Origin of the sequence: Pseudomonas sp. URIL14HWK12:I12, from assembly GCF_003097135.1 — a bacterium.
Lineage (GTDB): Bacteria > Pseudomonadota > Gammaproteobacteria > Pseudomonadales > Pseudomonadaceae > Aquipseudomonas.
In genome coordinates, this window is record NZ_QEQL01000004.1 from 501,144 (window position 1) to 522,247 (window position 21,104).

The 21,104-nt window shown below is 64.5% G+C and carries 18 protein-coding genes, 2 pseudogenes and 1 riboswitch; of the genes and pseudogenes, 8 read left to right on the forward strand and 12 right to left on the reverse strand.

Annotation, left to right across the window (positions count from 1 at the left end):
* Positions 1-33 precede the first annotated feature (33 nt).
* Together F474_RS23285 and F474_RS23290 are read left to right on the forward strand one after the other, a co-directional pair.
* Positions 34-720, forward strand: a pseudogene (locus F474_RS23285) (PAS domain-containing protein); the annotation flags it as partial.
* A gap of 108 nt (positions 721-828) precedes the next feature.
* Positions 829-1,260: pseudogene (locus F474_RS23290) on the forward strand (methyl-accepting chemotaxis protein); the annotation flags it as partial.
* A 42-nt stretch (positions 1,261-1,302) separates the two neighbouring features.
* Here F474_RS23290 and F474_RS15065 read toward each other — a convergent pair.
* Entirely contained in the window at positions 1,303-1,935 is a 633-nt protein-coding gene (locus F474_RS15065) for a LysE family translocator (protein WP_097084811.1), read from the reverse strand.
* Between the two features lie 185 nt (positions 1,936-2,120).
* Between F474_RS15065 and F474_RS15070 the strand changes: the two genes are divergently transcribed.
* From F474_RS15070 to F474_RS15080, 3 genes are all read left to right on the forward strand, one after another.
* Positions 2,121-5,606 carry a PAS domain-containing hybrid sensor histidine kinase/response regulator gene (locus tag F474_RS15070; protein WP_097084810.1) on the forward strand — a complete coding sequence of 1,162 codons (3,486 nt, stop codon included), beginning with the start codon at positions 2,121-2,123 and terminating at the stop codon, positions 5,604-5,606.
* A gap of 834 nt (positions 5,607-6,440) precedes the next feature.
* Entirely contained in the window at positions 6,441-6,665 is a 225-nt protein-coding gene (locus F474_RS15075) for a hypothetical protein (RefSeq protein WP_097084809.1), read from the forward strand.
* A gap of 444 nt (positions 6,666-7,109) precedes the next feature.
* A complete protein-coding gene (locus F474_RS15080; protein WP_097084808.1) occupies positions 7,110-8,354 on the forward strand; it encodes an OmpP1/FadL family transporter in 1,245 nt (414 codons plus the stop codon).
* Between the two features lie 64 nt (positions 8,355-8,418).
* Here the strand turns inward: F474_RS15080 and F474_RS15085 are convergent, their stop codons facing one another.
* Genes F474_RS15085 through cobO form a run of 10 tightly spaced genes read right to left on the reverse strand, consistent with a single transcriptional unit; the run spans position 8,419 to position 17,162 of the window.
* The gene (locus tag F474_RS15085; RefSeq protein ID WP_097084807.1) at positions 8,419-9,132 is read right to left on the reverse strand and encodes an adenosylcobinamide-GDP ribazoletransferase; all 714 of its coding nucleotides are present in this window, start codon (positions 9,130-9,132) and stop codon (positions 8,419-8,421) included.
* The gene (locus F474_RS15090) at positions 9,117-9,692 is read right to left on the reverse strand and encodes a histidine phosphatase family protein (RefSeq protein WP_097084806.1); all 576 of its coding nucleotides are present in this window, start codon (positions 9,690-9,692) and stop codon (positions 9,117-9,119) included. The genes F474_RS15085 and F474_RS15090 overlap by 16 nt, the downstream gene beginning before the upstream one ends.
* Positions 9,689-10,738: a nicotinate-nucleotide--dimethylbenzimidazole phosphoribosyltransferase gene (cobT, locus tag F474_RS15095; protein ID WP_097084805.1), complete on the reverse strand. Its 1,050-nt coding sequence runs from the start codon at positions 10,736-10,738 to the stop codon at positions 9,689-9,691. Before cobT ends, F474_RS15090 begins: the two co-directional genes overlap by 4 nt.
* Positions 10,735-11,253, reverse strand: a complete 519-nt coding sequence (gene cobU / locus F474_RS15100) for a bifunctional adenosylcobinamide kinase/adenosylcobinamide-phosphate guanylyltransferase (RefSeq protein WP_097084804.1) — start codon at positions 11,251-11,253, stop codon at positions 10,735-10,737. The genes cobT and cobU overlap by 4 nt, the downstream gene beginning before the upstream one ends.
* Positions 11,241-12,710, reverse strand: a complete 1,470-nt coding sequence (locus F474_RS15105; protein WP_097084803.1) for a cobyric acid synthase — start codon at positions 12,708-12,710, stop codon at positions 11,241-11,243. Before F474_RS15105 ends, cobU begins: the two co-directional genes overlap by 13 nt.
* A complete protein-coding gene (gene cobD, locus F474_RS15110; protein WP_097084802.1) occupies positions 12,698-13,690 on the reverse strand; it encodes a threonine-phosphate decarboxylase CobD in 993 nt (330 codons plus the stop codon). The genes F474_RS15105 and cobD overlap by 13 nt, the downstream gene beginning before the upstream one ends.
* A complete protein-coding gene (cbiB, locus tag F474_RS15115) occupies positions 13,683-14,591 on the reverse strand; it encodes an adenosylcobinamide-phosphate synthase CbiB (protein ID WP_097084801.1) in 909 nt (302 codons plus the stop codon). Before cbiB ends, cobD begins: the two co-directional genes overlap by 8 nt.
* On the reverse strand, positions 14,588-15,238 hold the full coding sequence (bluB, locus tag F474_RS15120) for a 5,6-dimethylbenzimidazole synthase (RefSeq protein ID WP_097084800.1): 651 nt from the start codon (positions 15,236-15,238) through the stop codon (positions 14,588-14,590). Before bluB ends, cbiB begins: the two co-directional genes overlap by 4 nt.
* Positions 15,235-16,554: a cobyrinate a,c-diamide synthase gene (locus F474_RS15125; protein WP_097084799.1), complete on the reverse strand. Its 1,320-nt coding sequence runs from the start codon at positions 16,552-16,554 to the stop codon at positions 15,235-15,237. The genes bluB and F474_RS15125 overlap by 4 nt, the downstream gene beginning before the upstream one ends.
* The gene (gene cobO / locus F474_RS15130) at positions 16,551-17,162 is read right to left on the reverse strand and encodes a cob(I)yrinic acid a,c-diamide adenosyltransferase (RefSeq protein ID WP_097084798.1); all 612 of its coding nucleotides are present in this window, start codon (positions 17,160-17,162) and stop codon (positions 16,551-16,553) included. The genes F474_RS15125 and cobO overlap by 4 nt, the downstream gene beginning before the upstream one ends.
* A 112-nt stretch (positions 17,163-17,274) precedes the next feature.
* Positions 17,275-17,465: riboswitch (cobalamin riboswitch) on the reverse strand.
* Positions 17,466-17,567: 102 nt separating this feature from the next.
* Here cobO and F474_RS15135 point away from each other — a divergent pair.
* Positions 17,568-18,866, forward strand: a complete 1,299-nt coding sequence (locus F474_RS15135) for a sorbosone dehydrogenase family protein (protein ID WP_097084797.1) — start codon at positions 17,568-17,570, stop codon at positions 18,864-18,866.
* 26 nt (positions 18,867-18,892) lie between these two features.
* On the opposite strand, the gene F474_RS15140 is transcribed toward F474_RS15135, so the two are convergent.
* Positions 18,893-19,231, reverse strand: coding sequence for an RcnB family protein (locus F474_RS15140; protein ID WP_165830323.1), 339 nt, complete (start codon positions 19,229-19,231; stop codon positions 18,893-18,895).
* A gap of 183 nt (positions 19,232-19,414) precedes the next feature.
* On the opposite strand from F474_RS15140, the gene F474_RS15145 reads away from it, so the two are divergent.
* Positions 19,415-20,554, forward strand: coding sequence for an MFS transporter (locus F474_RS15145; RefSeq protein ID WP_097084795.1), 1,140 nt, complete (start codon positions 19,415-19,417; stop codon positions 20,552-20,554).
* Between the two features lie 88 nt (positions 20,555-20,642).
* Positions 20,643-21,023 carry a J domain-containing protein gene (locus F474_RS15150; protein WP_097084794.1) on the forward strand — a complete coding sequence of 127 codons (381 nt, stop codon included), beginning with the start codon at positions 20,643-20,645 and terminating at the stop codon, positions 21,021-21,023.
* The last annotated feature ends 81 nt before the right edge of the window (positions 21,024-21,104 follow it).

The following is a 21,104-nucleotide window of genomic DNA, read 5'->3' on the forward strand; positions in this document are numbered from 1 at the left end:
ATTCGCCAGATCCGTGAAGGGTTGGATGCCGAGATGATACATGTCCGCCTGGACCCTCAAGGGCGGATACTCACCGTCAACGCCAATTTTGAAAAGGAAATGCACTACCGCAGCCAGGATGTAGTGGGCAAAGCACTGGACGATCTGGTGCCGGCGCATGTGAAAAACACCGACTTTCATCGGCGCATCCGCGATGCCATCAGCCGCGGCGAACACTTCAGCGGCGCCATGCGCCTGGAGCGCAAAAGTGGCGCTGAAGCGTGGCTGCGCATGATCATGCACCCGGTGCGCGATGCCCAAGGCAAGATCATCAAGTTCTCCCTGTATGGGGCAGACCTGACCCGCACCATCGAAAAATCCCGCGAACACGAAAGTTTCATCAACGCTCTGTTGCGGTCTACTGCGGTGATCGAGTTCGACCTGGACGGCAAGGTGCTGATGGCCAACGACCGCTTTCTCAACGCCATGGGCTACCGCTTCGAACAGATCAAGGGCCGCCACCACAGCCAGTTCTGCACCCCCCAGGATGCAGCCTCGCCCGCGTACGAAGCGTTTTGGGAGCGCTTGCGCCGCGGCGAATTCGTTGCCGAGCGCTTCAAGCGCGTCGACAGCATGGGCCGGATCGTCTGGCTCGAAGCCTCTTACAACCCCGTGATCGATGCCAACGACCGGCTTTGCAAGGTGGTCAAGTTCGCCACTGTCATCACCGACCAGGTCAACCAGGAGCAGGCGGTAGCGGAGGCAGCGAATATCGCCTACAGCACGTCAGTACACACTGACAACAGCGCCCAGCGCGGCGCAGAAGTGGTGAAGCAGACGGTATCGGTAATGCGCGAACTGGCGCGGCACATGCAGGAAGCAGCCGAAGGCATCGAGGCGCTCGACCAGCAGAGCCAAGTGATCAGCAGCATCATCAAGACCATCAGCGGCATCGCTGAGCAGACCAACCTGCTGGCCCTCAATGCCGCCATCGAAGCCGCGCGCGCCGGCGAACAGGGCCGCGGTTTTGCTGTGGTGGCCGACGAAGTGCGCCAGCTTGCCTCACGCACCACTCAGGCCACTGCCGAGATCGCCGGGGTGGTGCAGCAAAACCAGAAGCTGGCCGGCGATGCGGTGTCGGTAATCGGCACCGGCAAGGAGCAGGCCGAATCAGGGCTTGAGCTGGCGAGCCAGGCGGGGGTCGTCATTGTCGAGATCCAAGACGGCGCCAGGAAGGTGGTCGGGGCGGTGGAGCAATTTGCTACGCAGCTTAATAACTGAGTGAGGTCTGCAATGCGTCAGGTAGCAGGGGCGCGCTCCTTGCTACCCAACAAATTCGCGATACCCCGACACGATGACATACACCGCGAAATAGCTGAAGATCACCGCCGAGACTCCATAGCAGGCCCGCAGCAGGCCTGCCCCCAGCCATCGCCCCCCTTGCGCTGCCGCCAGGCACAAACCTGCCGACCACACCAGGCCCGCGCAGAAGAACCCGCCTAAAAACAACCCAGTGCTCAGGGCACCATGGCCGCCCGCCCGCGAAATCAGCGCACCGCCCACGGCTGCAAACCATAGAATCGCACTGGGTGACGACACCGCCAGAAAAAAACCTCTCACAAAAGCACGCGAGCCGCCGCTGGCGCTGGCTGGCCCGTCCGCCTCAAGGCTCGCCCCGCCGCGCCAGGCGCTGCGCAGCATGTTGATAGCAAACAGCACCAGCAGCGCCGAGCCGCCCAGCCACAGGACCCAGCGCACAGCCTCGAAACGCAGCAGCACTGCCATCCCGGCCACGGCCAGAATGGCGTAGAACAGGTCGCCGAAACAGGTACCCAGCCCCAGCCAGAAGCCTTGCAGCGCGCCGCGCTGCATCGCCAATGTGATCATTGCGATATTGGCCACACCGATGTCCAGGCACAGGGATAAACTCAGCAAAAAACCGTTGGAAAACTCCACCCCGAACCTCGCCTACCTGCGCGCCAAAACCGTGATTACACCACGCCGTGGCCCAGGGGAACCACTGCCAGCGATGGCAGAAGCCTGTGCACCTGAAAAAAGCTCGACCAAGGTCGCCGCTGACGAACGCCGCGCCCCGTGCCAGACTGCGCCCTGCCCCACTTCCGCCTGCCCGGAGCTCTCGCATGACGCTGTCCAGCGGCTTGATCGCCGTCGTCGCCCTCGCCTACATGGCAATCATGTTCGCCATCGCCACCTGGGGCGACCGGCGCAGCGCGCCGTTGCCCCCCCGGCTGCGCGCGTGGGTCTACAGCCTTTCGCTGGCTGTCTACTGCACCAGCTGGACTTTCTTCGGTGCAGTGGGCCAGGCCGCCGAGCAATTATGGGCCTTCCTGCCGATCTACCTGGGGCCGATCCTGTTGATGCTGTTCGCCCCTTGGGTGCTGCAGAAGATGGTGTTGATCAGCAAACAGGAAAACATCACCTCCATCGCCGACTTCATCGCCGCGCGCTATGGCAAATCCCAGAGCCTGGCGGTGGTGGTTACATTGATCTGCCTGGTCGGGGTGCTTCCCTACATCGCCCTGCAGTTAAAAGGCATCGTACTGGGGGTGAACCTGTTGATCGGCGCCGGGGCCGACGCCACCGGCAGCCGCGTGCAAGACACCGCCATGGTGATTTCCCTCGCGCTGGCACTGTTCACCATCGTTTTCGGCACGCGCAGCCTGGATGTGACCGAGCACCACCGCGGCATGGTGCTAGCGATCGCCTTCGAGGCGGTGGTCAAGCTGCTGGCGTTTCTGGCCGTAGGGGCGTTCGTCACCTGGAAGCTGTACGACGGCTTCGATGACCTGCTGGAGCAAGCCAGGCTGGCGCCGCAATTGCAGAACTACTGGCAGGAAACGGTCAACTGGCCATCCATGATCGTGCAAAGCGCAGTGGCCATGATGGCGATCATCTGCCTGCCGAGGCAATTTCACGTGATTGTGGTGGAAAACACCCAACCTGCCGACCTGCGCCTGGCGCGCTGGGTGTTTCCGGCGTACCTGGCGCTGGCAGGGCTGTTCGTGATCCCCATCGCACTGGCCGGCCAGATGCACTTGCCCGCGTCGGTGCTGCCGGATTCGTTCGTGATCAGCCTACCCCTGGCCGAGGCGCATCCGGCGCTGGCGCTGCTGGCATTTCTGGGGGGCGCCTCGGCCGCCACCGGCATGGTGATCGTCGCCACCGTGGCGCTGTCGACTATGGTCTCCAACGATATCCTGCTGCCGACCTTATTGCGCCGGCAGAACGCCGAGCGCCCCTTCGAGGCCTTCCGCCACTGGATGCTCACCGTGCGCCGGGTAAGCATCGTGGTGATCCTGCTATTGGCCTACGTGAGCTACCGGCTGCTCGGCTCCACCGCAAGCCTGGCGACCATCGGCCAGATTGCCTTTGCCGCCATTACCCAACTGACGCCGGCGATGCTCGGCGCCCTGTACTGGAAGCAAGCCAACCGTCGCGGCGTTTTCGCCGGGCTCGCGGCAGGTATCTTCATCTGGTTCTACACCCTGGTGCTGCCGGTGGCTGCCCATAGCCTGGGTTTGCCGCTATCGACGTTCCCCGGGCTTGCCTGGCTGCGCGGAAATCCGCTGCATCTGCCGATATCCCCGTTCACTCAAGGGGTGGCGCTATCATTTGCCGGCAACTTCGCGCTATTCGTGTGGGTGTCGCTGCTGTCACGCACCCGCGTTTCGGAACACTGGCAGGCCGGGCGTTTTGTTGGCCAAGACGCCACCCTGCGCACCCGAGGCCGCGGCCTGTTGGCCGTTCAGCTCGACGACCTGCTGCAACTGGCCAGCCGCTTCGTTGGCCAGGACCGCGCCCGTGCCAGCTTCAACCGCTTCGCCTATCGCCAGGGCAAGGGTTTCAACCCCAACCAACCCGCCGACCGCGAGTGGATCGCTCACACCGAGCGGCTTCTGGCTGGGGTGCTGGGCACTTCATCCACCCGCGCAGTGGTGCGTGCCGCGATCGAAGGCCGCGAGATGCAGCTCGATGACCTGGTGCGCATCGCCGATGAAACGAGCGAAGTGCTCCAATTCAATCGGGCGCTGCTGCAGGGGGCGATCGAAAACATCAACCAGGGTATCAGCGTGGTTGACCAGAACCTGCAGCTGGTGGCCTGGAACCGCCGCTATCTGGAGCTGTTCAATTATCCCGAGGGCCTGATCGCAGTGGGCAGGCCGATCGCCGACATCATCCGCTTCAACGCCGAGCGCGGTTTCTGCGGCCCTGGGGAGGCCCAGGTGCATGTGGCGCGGCGCCTGCACTGGATGCGCCAGGGCCGGGCGCACACCTCCGAACGGGTGTTTCCCAACGGTCAGGTGATCGAACTGATCGGCAACCCCATGCCCGGTGGGGGGTTCGTGATGAGCTTCACAGACATCACCGCTTTTCGTGAAGCCGAGCGCGCGTTGAAAAACGCCAATGAAAGCCTGGAGATGCGCGTGGCCGAGCGTACGGCCGAGCTGTCTGCGCTCAACCTGGCACTGACCGAGGCCAAGGCGCGCGCCGAAAGCGCCAGCCGTTCCAAGGGTCGCTTTCTGACCGCAGTGGGCCACGACCTGATGCAACCGATGAACGCCGCGCGGCTGTTTTGCTCCGCCCTGTTGCATCAGGCCGACAGCCTGGGCGGGGAGGCGCGCCGGCTCGTGGAGCACCTGGATAGCGCGCTGCATTCTTCCGAAGAGTTGATCGGCGACCTGCTGGACCTGTCCCGGTTGGAAAACGGCCGCGTGGTGCCCGAGCCGAAGGTATTTGCGCTTTCCGAGCTGTTCGAGCCGTTGGCAGCCGAATTCGGCGCCCTGGCCCACGCGCAGGGGATCGACGTGCGTGTCAGGGGCAGCCGGCTGCACGTGCACAGTGACCTGAAGCTGCTGCGCCGGGTGCTGCAGAACTTTCTGACCAACGCCCTGCGCTATGGCAGCAGCCCGATACTGCTGGGCGCACGGCGCCGCGGCCAGTACCTGGAGTTGCAGGTATGGGACTGCGGCGCGGGTATCGCCGCCGACAAGCTGCAAGTGATTTTCGAGGAGTTCCAGCGCTTGGATAGCCACCAGACCCGCGCCGAAAAAGGCCTGGGGCTGGGCTTGGCGATTGCCGACGGGCTGTGCCGTTTGCTTGGCCACCGCTTACAGGTGCAATCCTGGCCGGGGCGAGGCAGTTTGTTCAGCGTTCAGGTGCCATTGGCCACGGCGCTTGCAGCCCCACCCGCCCCATCGCCCCATCCGGGGCAGCTTCTGGCAGGCCTTCGGGTACTGTGCATCGACAACGAACAGAGCATCCTGGCCGGCATGCAAAGCCTGCTCAGCCGGTGGGGGTGTGAGGTATTCACCGCCCGTGACCGCGACAGTTGCATCGGCCTGCTCGCACAAGGCATGCGGCCTCACATAGTGCTGGTGGACTACCACCTGGACGGCGGTGACACGGGCACCGAACTGATGATATGGCTGCGAACCCGCCTGAATGCCCCTGTACCAGGCGTAGTGATCAGTGCCGATGGACGGCAGGAGACGGTGACCTCGGTGCATGCCGCCGGGCTCGACTATCTACCCAAGCCTATCAAGCCCGCAGCGCTCAGGGCCTTGCTGGGCCAACGCCGGCAGGCTGCAGAGCAGGTTCGCGCTTGAAACCGTCCCCCGGCCAGCTGGGCGCTACTGAACCAGAGGGTACTTCACGCGCGAGAAACAAATCTTCATACAGATGAGACCCGCAAGTGCCCGAGCTAGAAGGCCTGCACGGCACAATCCACAGAACCTGTGGATAACCTAGTGGACAACCCGCTGCAATATCTCGCAAAGGCTTATGGGATGGGGCTTCCAGACAAACTGTCGATTTTTTCACCAGTCGAAAAAAGCGTTTTTTTTCATTGACTTAAAAAGGCACGGCGGGCTAGTGAGGTCTTGAGCCCGCCTGCCTCAGGCAATGTGACAATCTGGTGCTGCATGTGCACAACGCCCCAAACCAAGGCAAGGGGTTGCACCACTTTGTTTTGTCATTTTTGTGATCTTTTTCGCATAACCAGAGCGGGGCACCGTTCTATGAGTGCCAATTAAGTGCTGATAGCGCTTGCTTTATCCCGCCGAACGGCGTAGGGTTTGCCGCCTGTCAGTACCAGGCTGCACATCGATCCTGGCCGCGCAAGTCCCCCCTCCAGCTTTTCAAGTATCTGCCGATACCCTCCATAGCTGCCCTGAACGGACCCTCACGGCCCAAGCCGGCTTCGCCCTCGTGGGCCCAGCCGCCCGGCAGATTGACCATTTCCTTACCCGCCGCGCGGACCTGCGCCGGGAAAAAGGCTCGCTTGTTCGTACGGCTTACGGCTCGTTTCGCATTCACACAGGCGTCACAAGTCGCATTTATTGTTCCAGCAGGTTCTCCGTGCGGCCCATCGTCGGCCGGCGTGACTGGAACGTTTTGATTTCTCACGGCTCTGATCCGTGACCCATGCAGGAACACACATAATGAATCACAACATCCAGGCCTTCGAGGCCATGAATACCCTGACCCACGCTTTCGCGCCTTTGAAGTGCGTGATCCTGGCCCCACGCAACGGCAGCTTCAGCTTCACCGTCGTCAATGAGCACGGTGTGGCTCGTCGTAGCGAGCGCCTGTACCCGGATCAATACGCCACGCCTGCGCCCCTGCAGGCAGTGATCGAACGTACCCGCCAGGCCCTATTGGCCTGACGAGCCTGCCACCTGATCGACAAACGGTGGCAAATCAGGCTTTTATCGCGCCTTACTCACACTACACTTGAAATCGAGCTCATTTATTGGAGCTCGACGGCGGGCCCTATTCGATTCCCTGCTGCCAGCGCCAGGGCCCGCCGCCCGTTTCAAGGAGGAAAGCGCGATGCCCTACCCGCCTCTGCCCATTCGGGCCGATATCGAAAAACACAGACACATTTTTGTTGAGCCTCGCCGCCTGCTAATTCATCCGGGATGAAATTCGCCCGATGCGCCTGCGTTGCGGCTGACCAATCGGTCATGATTCAACGCTGATCAACTTGGTTCCAAATGGATTCAGATTGTCGGACAAAACCGCTCTACCATCGCAGATAGCTCCTATAGCGCGGCTTAAAAAATGTTGGTAATTTGCGTTTCGTTGATCACCATGGAGTCACAACAACAATGAAAAATAATGTCATGATCAAATCCGGGCTGGGGATAGCCATCACTTTGGCATCCTCGCAACTCTTCGCCAGTGGCTTCGCCATCAACGAGCAAACGGTCAGCGGCATGGGCACCAGCTTCGCCGGCCGCTCCTCGGCCGCCGAAGACGCTTCCACGGTGTCCTCGAACCCCGCCGGCATGGCCCGGCTCAAGCAGGAACAGTTCACTGTCGGCGCTGCAGCTATCTACGCGAAGACCGATATCGACGGCCGCAACGCTGCTGCCCAAGGCTCCAACGAAGGCGACATGGTGCCGCTGGTGGGCATTCCGATGGGTTACTACGTCAAGCCCCTCGACGATCACTGGTCGGTCGGTTTCGGGGTCTACGTCCCGTTTGGGCTGTCCACCGACTATGAAAGCGGCTATGCCGGCCGCTATTTTGCCGACAAGAGCGTGGTGAAGGTATTGACCTTCCAACCTACCGTCAGCTACGCCTTCAATGATCGCGTCTCCATTGGCTTCGGCCCCACCATTAACCGTATCGAAGGCGAGTTGACGTCTCGCGTGCCTGGCGGCCCGTTCGGCGATGGCTCGGTGAAAATCAAGGGTGACGACACCGCGGTAGGCTACACCATCGGCCTGCTGGTACAGGCCACCGACAAGACCCGCCTGGGCCTGGCGTACCACTCCAAGGTCAGCTACAACCTCGACGGCCACGTCAAGGCCGAAGGCGGTGCACTGCCAGCGCTGGGCGTGGCCGGTAAATACGACGCTTCCCTGAGCCTGGACACCCCCGAGTCGGTTGATGCCTCCTTCACTCACCAGTTCGACGACCACTGGACACTGTACGGCGGCAGCACCTGGACCCGGTGGAGCCGCCTGCAGTCGATCGATGTGGAGAACGATAACCCACGCCTGGGCACTATCAGCGAAGAAGAGAAATGGCATGACACCTGGGCTCACTCGCTGGGCCTCGCTTATAAGGTCAACCCCCAGTGGACGTTGCGTACGGGTGTGATGCTCGACCAATCGCCCACCAACAATACCGACCGCTCGCCGCGCATCCCCTCCGGTGACCGCCGCATCTTCAGCGTTGGTGCAGGCTACAGCCCAACCCAGAACCTGACCATCGACGTGGCCTACTCCTACCTCAAGGAAGAAGATGTCGACATCAACCTGGCCAGCGCCACCCGCGGCCGCTACAACGCGACCTACAAGAACTCCTCCCACAACGTAGGTACCTCCCTGACCTACCGCTTCTGACAAGCGCAGGCCAGAACGACAAAACCGCCCTTCCGGGCGGTTTTGCGTTTGGGGAGGGCAAGCGCTATAGCGCGGCTGCCACCAACACCACACATTCGAGCAGCTCCAGCATTGCACCGGCGGTATCGCCCGTGCAGCCGCCGAGCCTGCGTATCATCAGCCAACGAAGGGCGATGAATGCCAACAGTGCCGCCAGCATCACGGCCAATGGCAGCAGCCACAGGCTCAGCAGTACCACACCCAACAGCACCGCCCACCCCGCTTCGCGGGGCAGATGCTCGGCCAATGCCTGGCCCAGCCCCCCAGCGCGCACGTAGGGCGTAGTGAGAAATAACCCTAACAGGGCCGTGCGCCCCAATACCGGCACCCACCACCACGCTATAGCCTGCCCGAGCAGCGCGAGTAGCGCCGAGAACTTGATCAACAACAGCAGCACCAGCACCACCACTGCCATCGGGCCGCTTCGCGGGTCTTTCATGATCGCCAGGGTGCGCTCGCGGTCGCCGTAGCCGCCGATCCACGCATCGGCACTGTCTGCCAGCCCATCCAGGTGCAGCCCGCCACTGAGGGCAACCCACGCGCACAGCACCAGCGCCGCCTGAAGCAACGGCGGGGCATCGGCCAGTAGCCTACTGGCCACGGCCAGCAGCACGGTGAACACGCAGCCCACCAATGGGTACCACAACAACGAACGCCCGAGCGCGCGCGGGCTCGGCATACCTGGCAAACGCACGGGCAGGCTGGAGAGAAACTGCAGCGCGATCAGGCCGCTGAGCATGTTGGCACCTCGCTCAGCTCTGCGCCCCGCCAAACGACAGTGCTGAGCTGACCATGGGTGACCGCTACTTGCAGCAGCGCGTCAGGCGGCAAGCCACGAGCGGCAGCCAGCAGCATGCGCATGACACCGCCATGGGTGACCACCAGCACATGCTCACCCGGGTGTTGCTCGGCAAGGTCCGCAAGTGTTGCCCACACCCGCTCGGCAAAGCGGGCCACCGGCTCGGCGTTGGGGGGCGTATGCACGTAGGGCTCAGCCCAGAAGCGGCCGAGGGCTTCGGGCGCCTGCTCGTGTACCTGGGCAAGGGTCATGCCCTCCCAGTCACCAAAGTGCAGCTCCCTCAGGCGAGGCTCCAGGGTCAAAGGCAAGCCCAACGTGGCCGCAAACCTTGCGCAGCGCTGCAACGGCGAGCTGATCACACGGTGCCACGGCCCTGCCCCCTGCACTGCCGCCTCCATCTGCGCCCAGCCCGTCGGGGTGAGGGCGTCGTCCAGGCTGCCACGCAACGCACCGCCCAGCTCGGTTTCCCCGTGGCGCAGCAGGCTCAGGCGCACGCTCATGCCGGGCGATCGGCCACGGCCGCCTCGGCGAAGGTGGCCATCTCGCCGTGCAGCGCACAAGCCAGGCGCATCAAGGGGACGGCCAACGCAGCGCCACTGCCCTCGCCCAAGCGCAGGCCCAGTGCCAGAAGCGGTTCGGCCTGCATAGCTTCAAGTACGCCACGGTGGCCAGGCTCGGCGCCTTGGTGGCCGAAGAACAGCCAAGGTGGCGTACCGGGGTTGAGGCGGCAGGCGATCAAGGCAGCGACACTGCAGATGAAACCGTCCACGAGCACCGCGACGCCTTGCTGAGCACAGCCTAAATACGCGCCCACCAACGCCGCTATCTCGAACCCGCCCAGTGCGGCCAGCACCTCCAGCGGTGCTTGTGCGTGGCGGTGCAGCGCCAGCGCACGGCCAATCACCTCGGCCTTGTGACGAACGCCTGCAGCGTTCAGCCCGGTGCCAGGGCCGACCATCAGCGCTGGTTCACACCCTAGCAAGGCACACGCCAGGGCGCTGGCCGCGGTGGTGTTGCCGATGCCCATTTCACCGGCCACGAATAGCTCGGCCCCACCTTCATGGGCACGCTGCGCCGCTTCACGGCCAGCCGCCAGCGCCTGCTCCAGCTGGGGCTTCGACATCGCCGGGCCTTGGGTGAAATTAGCGGTGCCGGGGCCCAGGTTCAGGTGGCGCACGCCGGGCAGCGAAAGTTCGCTGACCGTACCAAGGTCGACCACCTCCAGTTGTGCACCCAGCTGCCGCGCCAGCACGCTGATCGCTGCGCCACCATTGACGAAGTTGAGCAACATTTGCCCTGTCACCGCCTGCGGGTAGGGTGATACGCCTTCGGCCACCACACCATGGTCGCCGGCGAACAACGCCACCCACACCTGCTCGGCCTGCGGCCGCTCGCGCCCCTGCAGGCCCGCCAGGCGCACGGCCACCGCTTCCAGCCCGCCCAGGGCGCCGCTGGGCTTGGTCAATTGCTGTTGCCGCGCCAGAGCCGCGCCGGTGGCGCGGGGGTCAGGGGTTTTGCAGGGTTCAAGCCACCAGGTCTGGCTCATAGGGAAGGCCCTTTCAAGACAAGAGGAAGGCCGGCGACCGTCAGCACCACTCGCGCGCACTGAGCAGCGACCGCCTGATGCAACAGGCCGGCGCGGTCGACGTACCGCCGCGTCAGCTCGCCCAGAGGCACTACCCCCAGGCCACTTTCATTGCTTACGAAAATCACCTCACCGGGCATACCGGGCAGGGCCTGCAGCAGCGCTTGGCACTGTTGCTCGAGGCGCACGTCGTCTTCGAGCAGCAGCAGGTTGGTCAGCCACAGCGTGAGGCAGTCGACCAACAGGCAATGCCCGGGTTGGGCCAGGCGCTGCAGCGTTGCGGCCAGGTCCAACGGTTCTTCTACCAGCGCCCAATGGGCTGGGCGGCGGGCACGGTGCAGGCGCACACGTTCGTCGAGCTCGGCATCCACCGGTTGGCTGGTGGCGATGTAGGTGACCTGGGTGTACGGCAGGGCCAAGCGTTCAGCCAGGGCACTCTTGCCGGAGCGGGCACCGCCCAGAATCAGTTGCAGCATGCGGCCTCCGCGCCGAGCGCCTTGAGTTCGGTGGTGTTCAGGTGGCGCTCGACCAGGTCGGCCAAGCGCTCGATATCACGTTCGCGCAGGGCCTGGTAATCCACAGCCTGCACGTGCGCCAGGCCCGCCCATTGCAGTAGCACCTGGCATGCCTGCTCGCCTTCGAACAGGCCGTGCAGGTAGGTGCCTATCACCTGGCCGCAGGGGCTGATGGCGCCGTCGCTGCGCCCATCTTCGAGCAGCACCGCAGGGTGTTGGAGCGCCAACCCGTGAGTGACGCCGGCGTGAATTTCATAGCCGCTGACCGGTACCTGCCCTTGGCACAGCGTGCCGCGCACGTTGCGCAGTTGTTTTTCCGGCTCCAGCTGCGTGCTCAGTGCCAGCCAACCGAGCCCTTCGCTTTCACCGGCCGGGCCTTCGAGGCCGTGGGGGTCTGCAATGCGCTCACCCAGCATTTGCAAGCCGCCACAGATACCCAGCAACTTGCCACCAAAACGCAGGTGGCGGGCGATGGCGCCTTCCCAGCCCCCCGCGCGCAAACGTTCGAGGTCGCTACGGACACTCTTGGAGCCGGGCAGGATGATCAGGTCGGCGGGGGGAATGGGCTCGCCAGGCCCGACGAACTGCAGGTCGACCTGGGGATGCAGGCGCAGCGGGTCGAAATCGGTGTGGTTGCTGATGCGCGGCAGCACCGGGACGATGACCTTGAGCACCTGATCGGCCTTGCCCTGGCTCTGCCGGCGGTCGAGGCCGTCCTCGGCCTCCAGATGGAGGTCGGCCACATACGGCAACACGCCCAGTACCGGCTTGCCGGTGTGTGACTCCAGCCAGTCCAGGCCCGGCTGCAGCATCGCCAGGTCGCCCCGGAAGCAATTGATGACAAAGCCCTTCACCCGGGCTTGCTCGCTGGGAGAGAGCAGCGCCAGGGTACCGACCAGATGGGCAAACACGCCGCCGCGGTGAATATCGGCCACCAGAATCACCGGGCAATCCACCGCTTCGGCAAAACCCATGTTGGCGATGTCGCCCTCGCGCAGGTTGATTTCGGCGGGCGAGCCGGCGCCTTCGACCAGCACCAGGTCATACCGGTCGCACAGGCGCCGGTGCGAAGCCAGCACTGCCTGCATGGCGGTCGCCTTGTAACCGTGGTAGGCGGTGGCGTTCATGTTGCCGACCGCCTGGCCGTGAATGATCACCTGTGCCCCGGTTTCGCTGTTGGGCTTGAGCAGCACCGGGTTCATGTCGGTGTGCGGCGCCAGGGCGCAGGCCTGGGCCTGCACTGCCTGGGCGCGGCCAATCTCGCCGCCCTCGGCAGTCACTGCGCTGTTGAGCGCCATGTTCTGCGGTTTGAAGGGCGCCACGCTCAAGCCCTGGCGGCGATACCAGCGACACAACGCCGTCACCAGGGTGCTTTTGCCGGCATCGGAAGTGGTGCCTTGCACCATCAAGGTTGGCATGCGCTGAAGGCCTCCAGGGCGTTGGCCAGGCGCTGGAAGCCGGCATCATCCGGCGGCAGGCCCAGGCGCAGGCTGCTGTTGTGAACGAACAAGCGCAGCAAAATGCCGCGCGCGCCCATGTGCTCGTGAAGTGCCAGTGCATGGGCGGTGGAAAACCATTGAAACAGAGCGCAACCGCCTTGTGGCGCGTAGCCATGGGCCGCCAGCAATGCCGCCAGGCGTTGGCTGGCGGCCAGGCTGCGCTTGACCTGGGCGCGATGCGCCGGCACGTCCTGAAGGCAAGCTCGGCCAACCTCGCGAGTGGGGCCCGGGACCGCCCAGGGGCCGATTTGGTCAGCCAACAGCCGCAGCAGCCGCCCCTCGCCCAGCACGAAGCCCAGGCGAACCCCGGCCAGGCCGAAGAACTTGCCGAACGAACGCAGCACCACCAGCCCCGGCCGCTGTGCGTAGGGCGCCAGCGACAGCTCCGGGGTCGTGTCCATGAAGGCTTCATCGACCACCAGCCAGCCGCCGCGCTGGCTGAGCCGGGCGTGCCACTGAAGCAGCTGGCTGGCGCAAAGCATGCGCCCGGTGGGGTTGTTGGGGTTGACCACCACGAGCACATCGACGCTGTCGAGATAATAGTCGACCTCGGCATCGGCGATCTCGCGCACCACGTGCCCGCCGCGCCGCCAGGCCTCGGCGTGCTCGGCGTAGCACGGCGAGAGCACCGCCACCTTGCCCGGCCTGCGCAGCCGCGGCAGTGCCTGGATCGCTGCCTGGGAGCCGGGCACCGCCAGCACCTGGCTGGCGTTGTAGTACTGGCACGCGGCCGCTTCCAGACCGTCATCGGTTTCCGGCAGCCGCGCCCAGGCTTTGATCGGAATCTCCGGCACCTCAAACGGCCAGGGCGCGAGGCCGGTGGAAAGGTCGAGCCATTGGTCCAGCGGCACGCCGAATCGCTCGGCGGCGGCCTTGAGCTTGCCGCCGTGTTCAAGCATCGAGCAACGCTCCGAGGGCCATGAGCAGCAGCCACAGCCATACACCGCGTTGCACCAACGCCCAGCCCCGTTCGATGGACGACGGGCTGGCGGGCTCGCCTTCACCCAATTGCGCACGGGTGTGCACCTCGCCATGGTAGGTCGCTGCCCCCCCGAGCTCGACGCCCAGCGCCCCAGCCCCAGCTGCCATTACCGGCCCTGCGTTGGGGCTGTCCCACTGCGGTGCCTGGCGCTGCCAGCAACGCAGTGCCAGGGCGGTACGGCCTAGCAGTGCGTAGGTCAGTGCCACCAGCCGTGCCGGGATGTAGTTGAGCACATCGTCGATACGTGCAGCCGCCCAGCCAAAGCGCTCGAAACGCTCGTTACGGTAGCCCCACATCGCGTCGAGTGTATTGCTCAGGCGGTAAAGCACTACCCCCGGCACGCCGGCCAACGCAAACCAGAACAGCGCTGCGAAGATTGCGTCGCTGCCGTTTTCCAGCACCGATTCGGTGGCGGCACGGGCGACGCCGGTTTCATCGAGCGAGTCTGTGTGGCGGCTGACCAAATAACTCACGCGCTGGCGCGCCAGCGGCAGGTCACCGGCCTGCAACGCCCTCGCCACCGGCAGCACGTGCTCGCCCAGGCTGCGCATACCGATCGCCAGATACAGTGCCAGCACCTGAACCAACGTGCCCACCAACGGCAGCCATGCCAGTGCGCTGAACAGCAGGGTCAACGGCACCACCGCCACCATCCAGGCGGTCACGCCATGGCTGCGCCAGCCCCGGCCGCCGGCATTGAAGCGTTGCTCCAGTCGCTGAGCCAGCCGGCCGAAGCCTACCAGGGGGTGCCACCGCTTAGGCTCCCCGAGCAGCGCATCCAGTGCTACAGCGCAGAAACACATCAAGGCCAGGCTCATGGCGCACTTCCCCAGCGGTTTTCGTAAATCATCTGCTCCAGGGGTTTCTCCTCTGCCCATGCTTCCAGCACCAGCATCGGCGCCGGGTAGAATGCCTCCACCGGCCCCAGGCACAGCACCGCGAGCGGCTTGGCGCCTTCCGGCATGGCCAGCAGCTCAGCCAGGGCGGCGGGGTCGAACAGCGATACCCAGCCCATGCCCAGGCCCTCGGCGCGGGCCGCCAGCCAGAGGTTCTGGATGGCGCAAGCCAGTGAGGCGAGGTCCATCTCCGGCAAGGTGCGGCGGCCGAAAATATGCGCTTCGCGGCCCTCCATCAGCGCCGCGACCCACAGCTCGGCGCAGTCGAGCACGCCTTCCACCTTCAGGTGCATGAACTCGTCGCTGCGCTCGTTGAGCGCCTCGGCGGTGTTCAGCCGCTCCTGCTCGACAAGGTCGCGGATGCCCCGGCGCAGGGCCGGGTCGGTAATACGAATGAACCGCCAGGGCTGCATCAGCCCGACGCTGGGCGCGTGGTGCGCCGCCTGGAGCAGGCGCGCCATCACCTCGGGCGCCACCTGGCCTCCCACGAAGTGGCGCATGTCACGGCGCTCTGCAATGGCGCGATACAGCGCCAGGCGCTCGGCTTCGCTGAAGGCGTGTTCGCTCATGCTGCGCGCACCTCATCAGGCGCGAGGCTGAACAGCGCAGCGACCGCACCCGGGTTGGAAGGGAAATAGAAATGGACGTAGGAAGCCGTCAGCCGGCCCAGTCGATACACGGCCTCCGCGCCACGGCCGCCGTTGGGGCTGACGCCCCGCGCCAGCGGTGTGAGCGGGGTATCGGTGAGTGAATGATGGAAGGTGTGCCCACGCAACTCGCCTTCGGGTAACGGCACCTGTTGCAGGGCCAGCGCGGCAAGCTTGGGCTGCATTCGCGCGTGGCCCGGCAGCAGGCCGGCAAGCTGAGCACGCTGCCCATGAACGTCGGTGAGGCTTTCGAGCAGGTAGAGCATGCCGCCGCATTCGGCCAGCAGTGGCTTGCCTGCCGCGTGGTGCGCGGCCACCGCGGCCAACATGGGCTGGTTGGCCGCCAAGGCCTGGTGATGCAACTCGGGGTAGCCGCCAGGCAGGTAGAGGCTGTCGCAGGCCGGCAGGGCCTGGTCGTGCACGGGCGAAAAGAAGCACAGCTCGGCGCCCATCGCCTGAAGCAGCGCCAGGTTGGCCGGGTAGAGAAAAGCGAAGGCTTCGTCACGGGCTACCGCGATGCGTTGGCCGGCCAGGAGGGGCTCATGCTGCTCGGCCCCCGGCGCTTCGAACCGCACTGGGGGCGGCAGCGGGTGCTCGCACGAGCCGGCCAGCGCCTGGGCAGCGGCGTCCAGCAGGCTATCGAGATGCGCCAGTTCGTCGGCTTGCACAAGCCCCAGGTGCCGGCTGGGCAGCTCGATGGCGCTGTCGCGCGGCAGGCCGCCGTACCAGCGCAAGCCTTCTGGCAGGCTGCCCTCCAATAACTGCGCGTGGCGCGCGCTGCCAACCCGGTTGGCCAGAACGCCAGCAAAGGGTAACTCCCGCTGATAGCTGGCAAGGCCCAGCGCCAGGGCACCGAAGGTCTGCGCCATGGCTTTGCCGTCGATCACCGCCAGAACCGGTACGCCGAAGGCGCGCGCCAGGTCAGCACTGGAAGGCGTGCCGTCGAACAACCCCATCACCCCTTCGATCAGGATGATGTCAGCCTCCCCAGCGGCCTCCCAGAGCAAGCGCTGGCTGTGAGCATGGCCGACCATCCAAAGGTCGAGCTGGTACACCGGCGCACCGCTGGCGCGTTGCAGGATCATCGGGTCGAGGAAGTCCGGCCCACATTTGAACACCCGCACGCACCGGCCCTGCTGGCGGTGCAGGCGTGCAAGGGCGGCGGTCACGGTGGTTTTGCCCTGCCCCGAGGCGGGCGCGGCGACCAGCACGGCCGGGCAATGGCGCGGCTCGTTCACAGCTCCACGCCCTTCTGCGCGCGAATGCCGGCCGCGAAGGCATGCTTGACCATGCCCATCTCGGTCACGGTGTCGGCCAGCTCTATCAGCTCAGGCTTGGCCCCGCGGCCAGTGACCACCACATGCTGCATCGTCGGGCGGGCCTGAAGGTCCTCCATGACCTGATCGAGCTCGAGGTAGCCGTGCTTGAGTGCAATGTTCAGCTCATCGAGCACCACCAGGCCGATGGCCGGGTCGGCCAGCAGTTCGCGTGCTTTGACCCAGGCGGCCTGCGCGGCGGCGATGTCGCGCTGGCGGTCTTGGGTTTCCCACGTGAAGCCCTCGCCCATCACGTGGTAGCTCACCTCTTCGGGAAAGCGGCGGAAGAACAGCTCTTCACCGGTGCTGTTGCGGCCTTTGATGAACTGCACTACACCGCAGCGCATGCCATGGCCCAGGGCTCGGGCGAGCATGCCGAAGGCCGAGCTGCTCTTGCCCTTGCCGTTACCGCCCAGTACCAGCAGCACGCCGCAGTCGCCATCGGCACTGGCAATGCGTTCGTCGATCACAGCTTTTTTGCGCAGCATGCGCGCCTGGTGGCGCAGGTCTCGGTCGTCGGGCTGATGCATCAGGGTTCTCCACGGCACCGGCGCAGCGAACGGCGAAACGCCAACCCCTGCAGCCTGATCAAAGGTTGCAGGGGTTGGCGCCAGTCGATCCGCTCGCACCCGCGCGGTCAGGGCTCAATGGGTGTGATCAGGCCGGTCTCCGGGCTCATGAGCAGGGCTGGGCCCACGCCCCGCGCGCCTTCCCGGTCACCCAGTGGCGGTTGCGCGTGGCTTTCTCATCTACCGTTGCGGGGGCAGCGCCGGCATCGAACCGGCTTCCCTGTTTCACCCGGCAAAGCGGGCACCTGAAACGAACCGCGAAGGTTAGAGGCTGGCACCGGGTGCGTCAATCGACTGAACCCACCGCCCGGCTGTGGCCTCTGAATATTTCTACCCTGAACTATTCGCCGCACAAGGACAGCCGCCATGCGAAGTACCCCGCTTGCACTTTCCCTGCTCATCGCCAGCGCCGCTCAGGCCGCGCCCTCCATGCCCGTGGGCTTCGGCCCCGACCCACAGCTGCCCAAGCCGGAAAGCTCGCTGATTCCGACGATGAATATCGCCCCCGCCAAGGGCTGGCCCGCAGGCAAAACACCCACCGCAGCACCGGGCACGCAGGTCAAGGCCTTCGCCGAAGGGCTGGACCACCCTCGCTGGATCTATGTGCTGCCCAACGGTGACGTGCTGGTGGCCGAAACCAATGCCCCGCCCAAGCCCGAAGACAACAAAGGCATCAAGGGCTTCGTGACCGAAAAAGTGATGAAACGCGCAGGGGCGGCAGTGCCCAGCCCTAATCGCATCACCCTGCTGCGTGATCGCGACGGCGATGGGGTGGCCGAAACCCGTACCGTGTTCCTCAAAGACCTGAACTCACCCTTCGGCATGGCGCTGGTGGGCAATGACTTCTATGTGGCCGACGCCGATGCGCTGCTGCGCTTCAAATACACCGAAGGCGCCGACTCGATCCAAGGCAAAGGCGAAAAAGTCACCGACCTGCCTGGAGGCCCGATCAACCATCACTGGACCAAGAACGTCATCGCCAGCCCTGACGGCAAGAAGCTCTACGTTACCGCCGGCTCCAACAGCAACGTAGGCGAAAACGGCCTGCCCGCCGAAGAAGGGCGCGCAGCGATCTGGGAAGTCGACCCCGCCACCGGCCAACACCGCATTTTCGCCTCCGGCTTGCGCAACCCCAATGGCCTTGCCTGGAACCCGCAAAGCAAGCAACTGTGGACCGCTGTTAACGAACGCGACGAACTGGGCAACGACCTGGTGCCTGACTACATCACCTCGGTCAAGGATGGCGCGTTTTACGGTTGGCCGTTCAGTTACTGGGGCAAGCACGTAGACACGCGGGTCAAGCCTGCTAACCCGGACATGGTCGCCAAGGCCATCGCGCCTGACTACGCTGTCGGCGCCCACACCGCTTCACTTGGGCTGATGTTCGCCGATAGCAACGCCCTGCCCGCCCCGTTCGACAACGGAGCGATCATCGGCCAGCACGGTTCCTGGAACCGCAAACCGCACAGTGGCTACAAGGTGCTGTTCGTACCGTTCAAAGATGGCAAGCCCAATGGCGCACCGGTTGATCTGCTGACCGGTTTCCTGTCGAAAGACGAAAACGCCTACGGCCGGCCGGTGGGCGTTGCCAGTGACCACAAAGGTGGCGTGCTGGTAGCCGATGACGTGGGGAACAAGATCTGGAGGGTCAGCGCCGCGCGTTAACCCGCGCGACACCGAAGGTTGCGTGATCAGCTTTTAGGCAGCGGTTTGCCATGGCTGTCACGCAACTGAATGATGGTTGAATTTTCGCGGTTGATTTCCAGGTAGTGATTGCCCGACTTCACCCACTGAGCGTTTTCGCGGGGTGCCGGCAGGTTCAGCTCCTTCCAGTTCTTAAGCGCCTTCTCATCCCGGCCGTTGACGTCCGGGACTTTGTCCCCTTCGCCGTAGCACTTCTGATGGTCTAGGAACTTGATCGATACCTGATCGGATTCACACTCCGAAGCCGGTTCGTTCACCGCCCAGGCTGCGGGCAACGCTGTACCCAGAAGGCTTCCAGCCACGAGCGCGAGCAAAGTCTTTTTCATCATTAGCCTCCATGGGCAATTTAGGGCCAACATCAGGCCCCTGCTCACTAAGGAGCGCAGTCACAGGTGCAAAGTGTTATGCGAGCGACAAACGGTCGTGGGTAGGCTTTTCGCTACTGGTTGAATGAACCTTCCGGTAACCGGCATGATGTTACAAAATCATGACAATATGTTGCCGGCTACATGACTGATTCCGCCCTGCCCCGTAGCGCTGATCGTGACGCCCGCCTAGCCGCCCTGACGCTTGCCTTCTGCCTGCCGAGCGATGTGCTGCTGTATCTGTTATTGCCCATGCACCCGGAAGCCTTCGGCATTACCCTCGCTGAAGCGGGTATCTTGCTTGCCGCCAACCGCCTGGTACGGATCTTCGGCTACCGCCAGGTACTGCACTTTTATAGTCGCTTCGGCGATCGCCGCACGCTGACCCTGGCAGCTCTGGCAGCGATGTGCTGCGCCCTCGGCAATTCGCTGTTCTCAGGCTTTGCAGCCTTGCTGGGGCTGCGCCTGGTCTGGGGCTTGTGCTTCGCTGCGCTGAACCTGTCTACCCAGGTATTGGCCACTGCACAAGCCGAAGGTGCGGCCAAACGGTCAGGCCGCTCGCGCGCCTTCATCGCGATCGGGCCGATGCTGGCCCTGCCCTTGGGGGCGTTGCTCAGCGAAGCCTGCGGGCCGCGCTCGGTGTTCATGGTGCTCACCGTCAGTTGCCTGGTGGGGGTACTGATTGCCAGGCGCCTGCCCACCGCTCCGCACGCCTTGGCCGGCGGCCCGCGCAAGCTGCGCCTGCCCGACAGCGTGGCACTGTGGTCTTTCATCGAGGGCGTGGCGCTGGACGGGCTCTTTATCTTTGGCCTCTCACTGCAGGCGCAAAACCTGCTCGGGGGTGACGCGCTGATCGTCGCCGGGCTGCTGATGGGCCTGCGTTACCTCTCAGAAATGCTGCTCAGCCCCTTGGGTGGCCATGCGGCGCAGCACTATGGCGCTAGCGCCATGTTGCTACTTTTTTCGGTGCTCAGCGCCCTTGCCTTGGCCGCTTTCGGCAGCCTATGGGTGGTGGCGGGCGCCGCGGGCGTGCTGGTGCTGCGCGCGCTGCAACTGCCGTTGGTGACCACCTTGGTCGCCGAACGTAACCCAGGCCACGCACGCGTCTCGGCACTGGCCTCCAACGCCGTGTGGCGGGACATCGGTGCCGGGCTCGGGCCGATGCTGGCTGGCTGGCTGTTGCCCGTTGCCTCGGCACCTTGGGTATTCAGCCTGGCGGGCCTGGCGATCGTGGCCAGCGCCGTGGGGTGCTGGGCCCGCCGCAGCGTCACTGAAGGCAGGTAGCACGCGGCGCCTCAAGTCCGGCGTATCAGCGCCGATACACAGCTTGCCAGCCGTGCACCCACGGCGAACCTGGTTTTGGAAAGGCGCCATGTCTGAGCTGCACACCCATTACAACAACCTGCGGGTGACCCGCAATGCACCGCCGGAAGTCATCCGCGCCGCCTACAAGGCTTTGGTGCAGAAGTACCACCCTGACAAACATCCCGGCAGCGAAAATGCCACCCGTATCCTGCTGCTGGTGAACGAAGCCTATGCAGTGCTGAGCGACCCGAAACGCAAAGCCGAGCACGACCGCTGGATCGACGCGCAGCCCACAGCCGACCAGCCTGGCGCCCCCCTTCCAGCTCCCGCCGCCCCACCGTCGCCCAGGCGCGGGCCAAAGCTTGCCTGGGTCGGTGTGCTGGTGATTCTGGCCTTCGGCCTAGGCATGGCGCTGGCCTTGAAAATGCCGAGCATGCCCCTTCACTAGTGGGTTGGTTTCACACCCGGTAACGCATCGGCATGGCCAAGCGGCGGCGACTCGCGTCTAATGACGCGCTGTTTTTTCACG

Coding starts and splice junctions, on each gene's coding strand:
- F474_RS15145 (WP_097084795.1), top strand. CDS start 19,415: ATGACTGATTCCGCCCTGCCCCGTAGCGCTGATCGTGACGCCCGCCTA.
- F474_RS15140 (WP_165830323.1), bottom strand. CDS start 19,231: ATGAAAAAGACTTTGCTCGCGCTCGTGGCTGGAAGCCTTCTGGGTACA.
- cbiB (WP_097084801.1), bottom strand. CDS start 14,591: ATGAGCCTGGCCTTGATGTGTTTCTGCGCTGTAGCACTGGATGCGCTG.
- cobT (WP_097084805.1), bottom strand. CDS start 10,738: ATGAGCCAGACCTGGTGGCTTGAACCCTGCAAAACCCCTGACCCCCGC.
- F474_RS15070 (WP_097084810.1), top strand. CDS start 2,121: ATGACGCTGTCCAGCGGCTTGATCGCCGTCGTCGCCCTCGCCTACATG.
- F474_RS15105 (WP_097084803.1), bottom strand. CDS start 12,710: ATGCCAACCTTGATGGTGCAAGGCACCACTTCCGATGCCGGCAAAAGC.
- F474_RS15090 (WP_097084806.1), bottom strand. CDS start 9,692: ATGAGCGTGCGCCTGAGCCTGCTGCGCCACGGGGAAACCGAGCTGGGC.
- F474_RS15150 (WP_097084794.1), top strand. CDS start 20,643: ATGTCTGAGCTGCACACCCATTACAACAACCTGCGGGTGACCCGCAAT.
- cobD (WP_097084802.1), bottom strand. CDS start 13,690: ATGCTTGAACACGGCGGCAAGCTCAAGGCCGCCGCCGAGCGATTCGGC.
- F474_RS15085 (WP_097084807.1), bottom strand. CDS start 9,132: ATGCTCAGCGGCCTGATCGCGCTGCAGTTTCTCTCCAGCCTGCCCGTG.
- F474_RS15080 (WP_097084808.1), top strand. CDS start 7,110: ATGAAAAATAATGTCATGATCAAATCCGGGCTGGGGATAGCCATCACT.
- cobU (WP_097084804.1), bottom strand. CDS start 11,253: ATGCTGCAACTGATTCTGGGCGGTGCCCGCTCCGGCAAGAGTGCCCTG.
- F474_RS15075 (WP_097084809.1), top strand. CDS start 6,441: ATGAATCACAACATCCAGGCCTTCGAGGCCATGAATACCCTGACCCAC.
- cobO (WP_097084798.1), bottom strand. CDS start 17,162: ATGCATCAGCCCGACGACCGAGACCTGCGCCACCAGGCGCGCATGCTG.
- bluB (WP_097084800.1), bottom strand. CDS start 15,238: ATGAGCGAACACGCCTTCAGCGAAGCCGAGCGCCTGGCGCTGTATCGC.
- F474_RS15135 (WP_097084797.1), top strand. CDS start 17,568: ATGCGAAGTACCCCGCTTGCACTTTCCCTGCTCATCGCCAGCGCCGCT.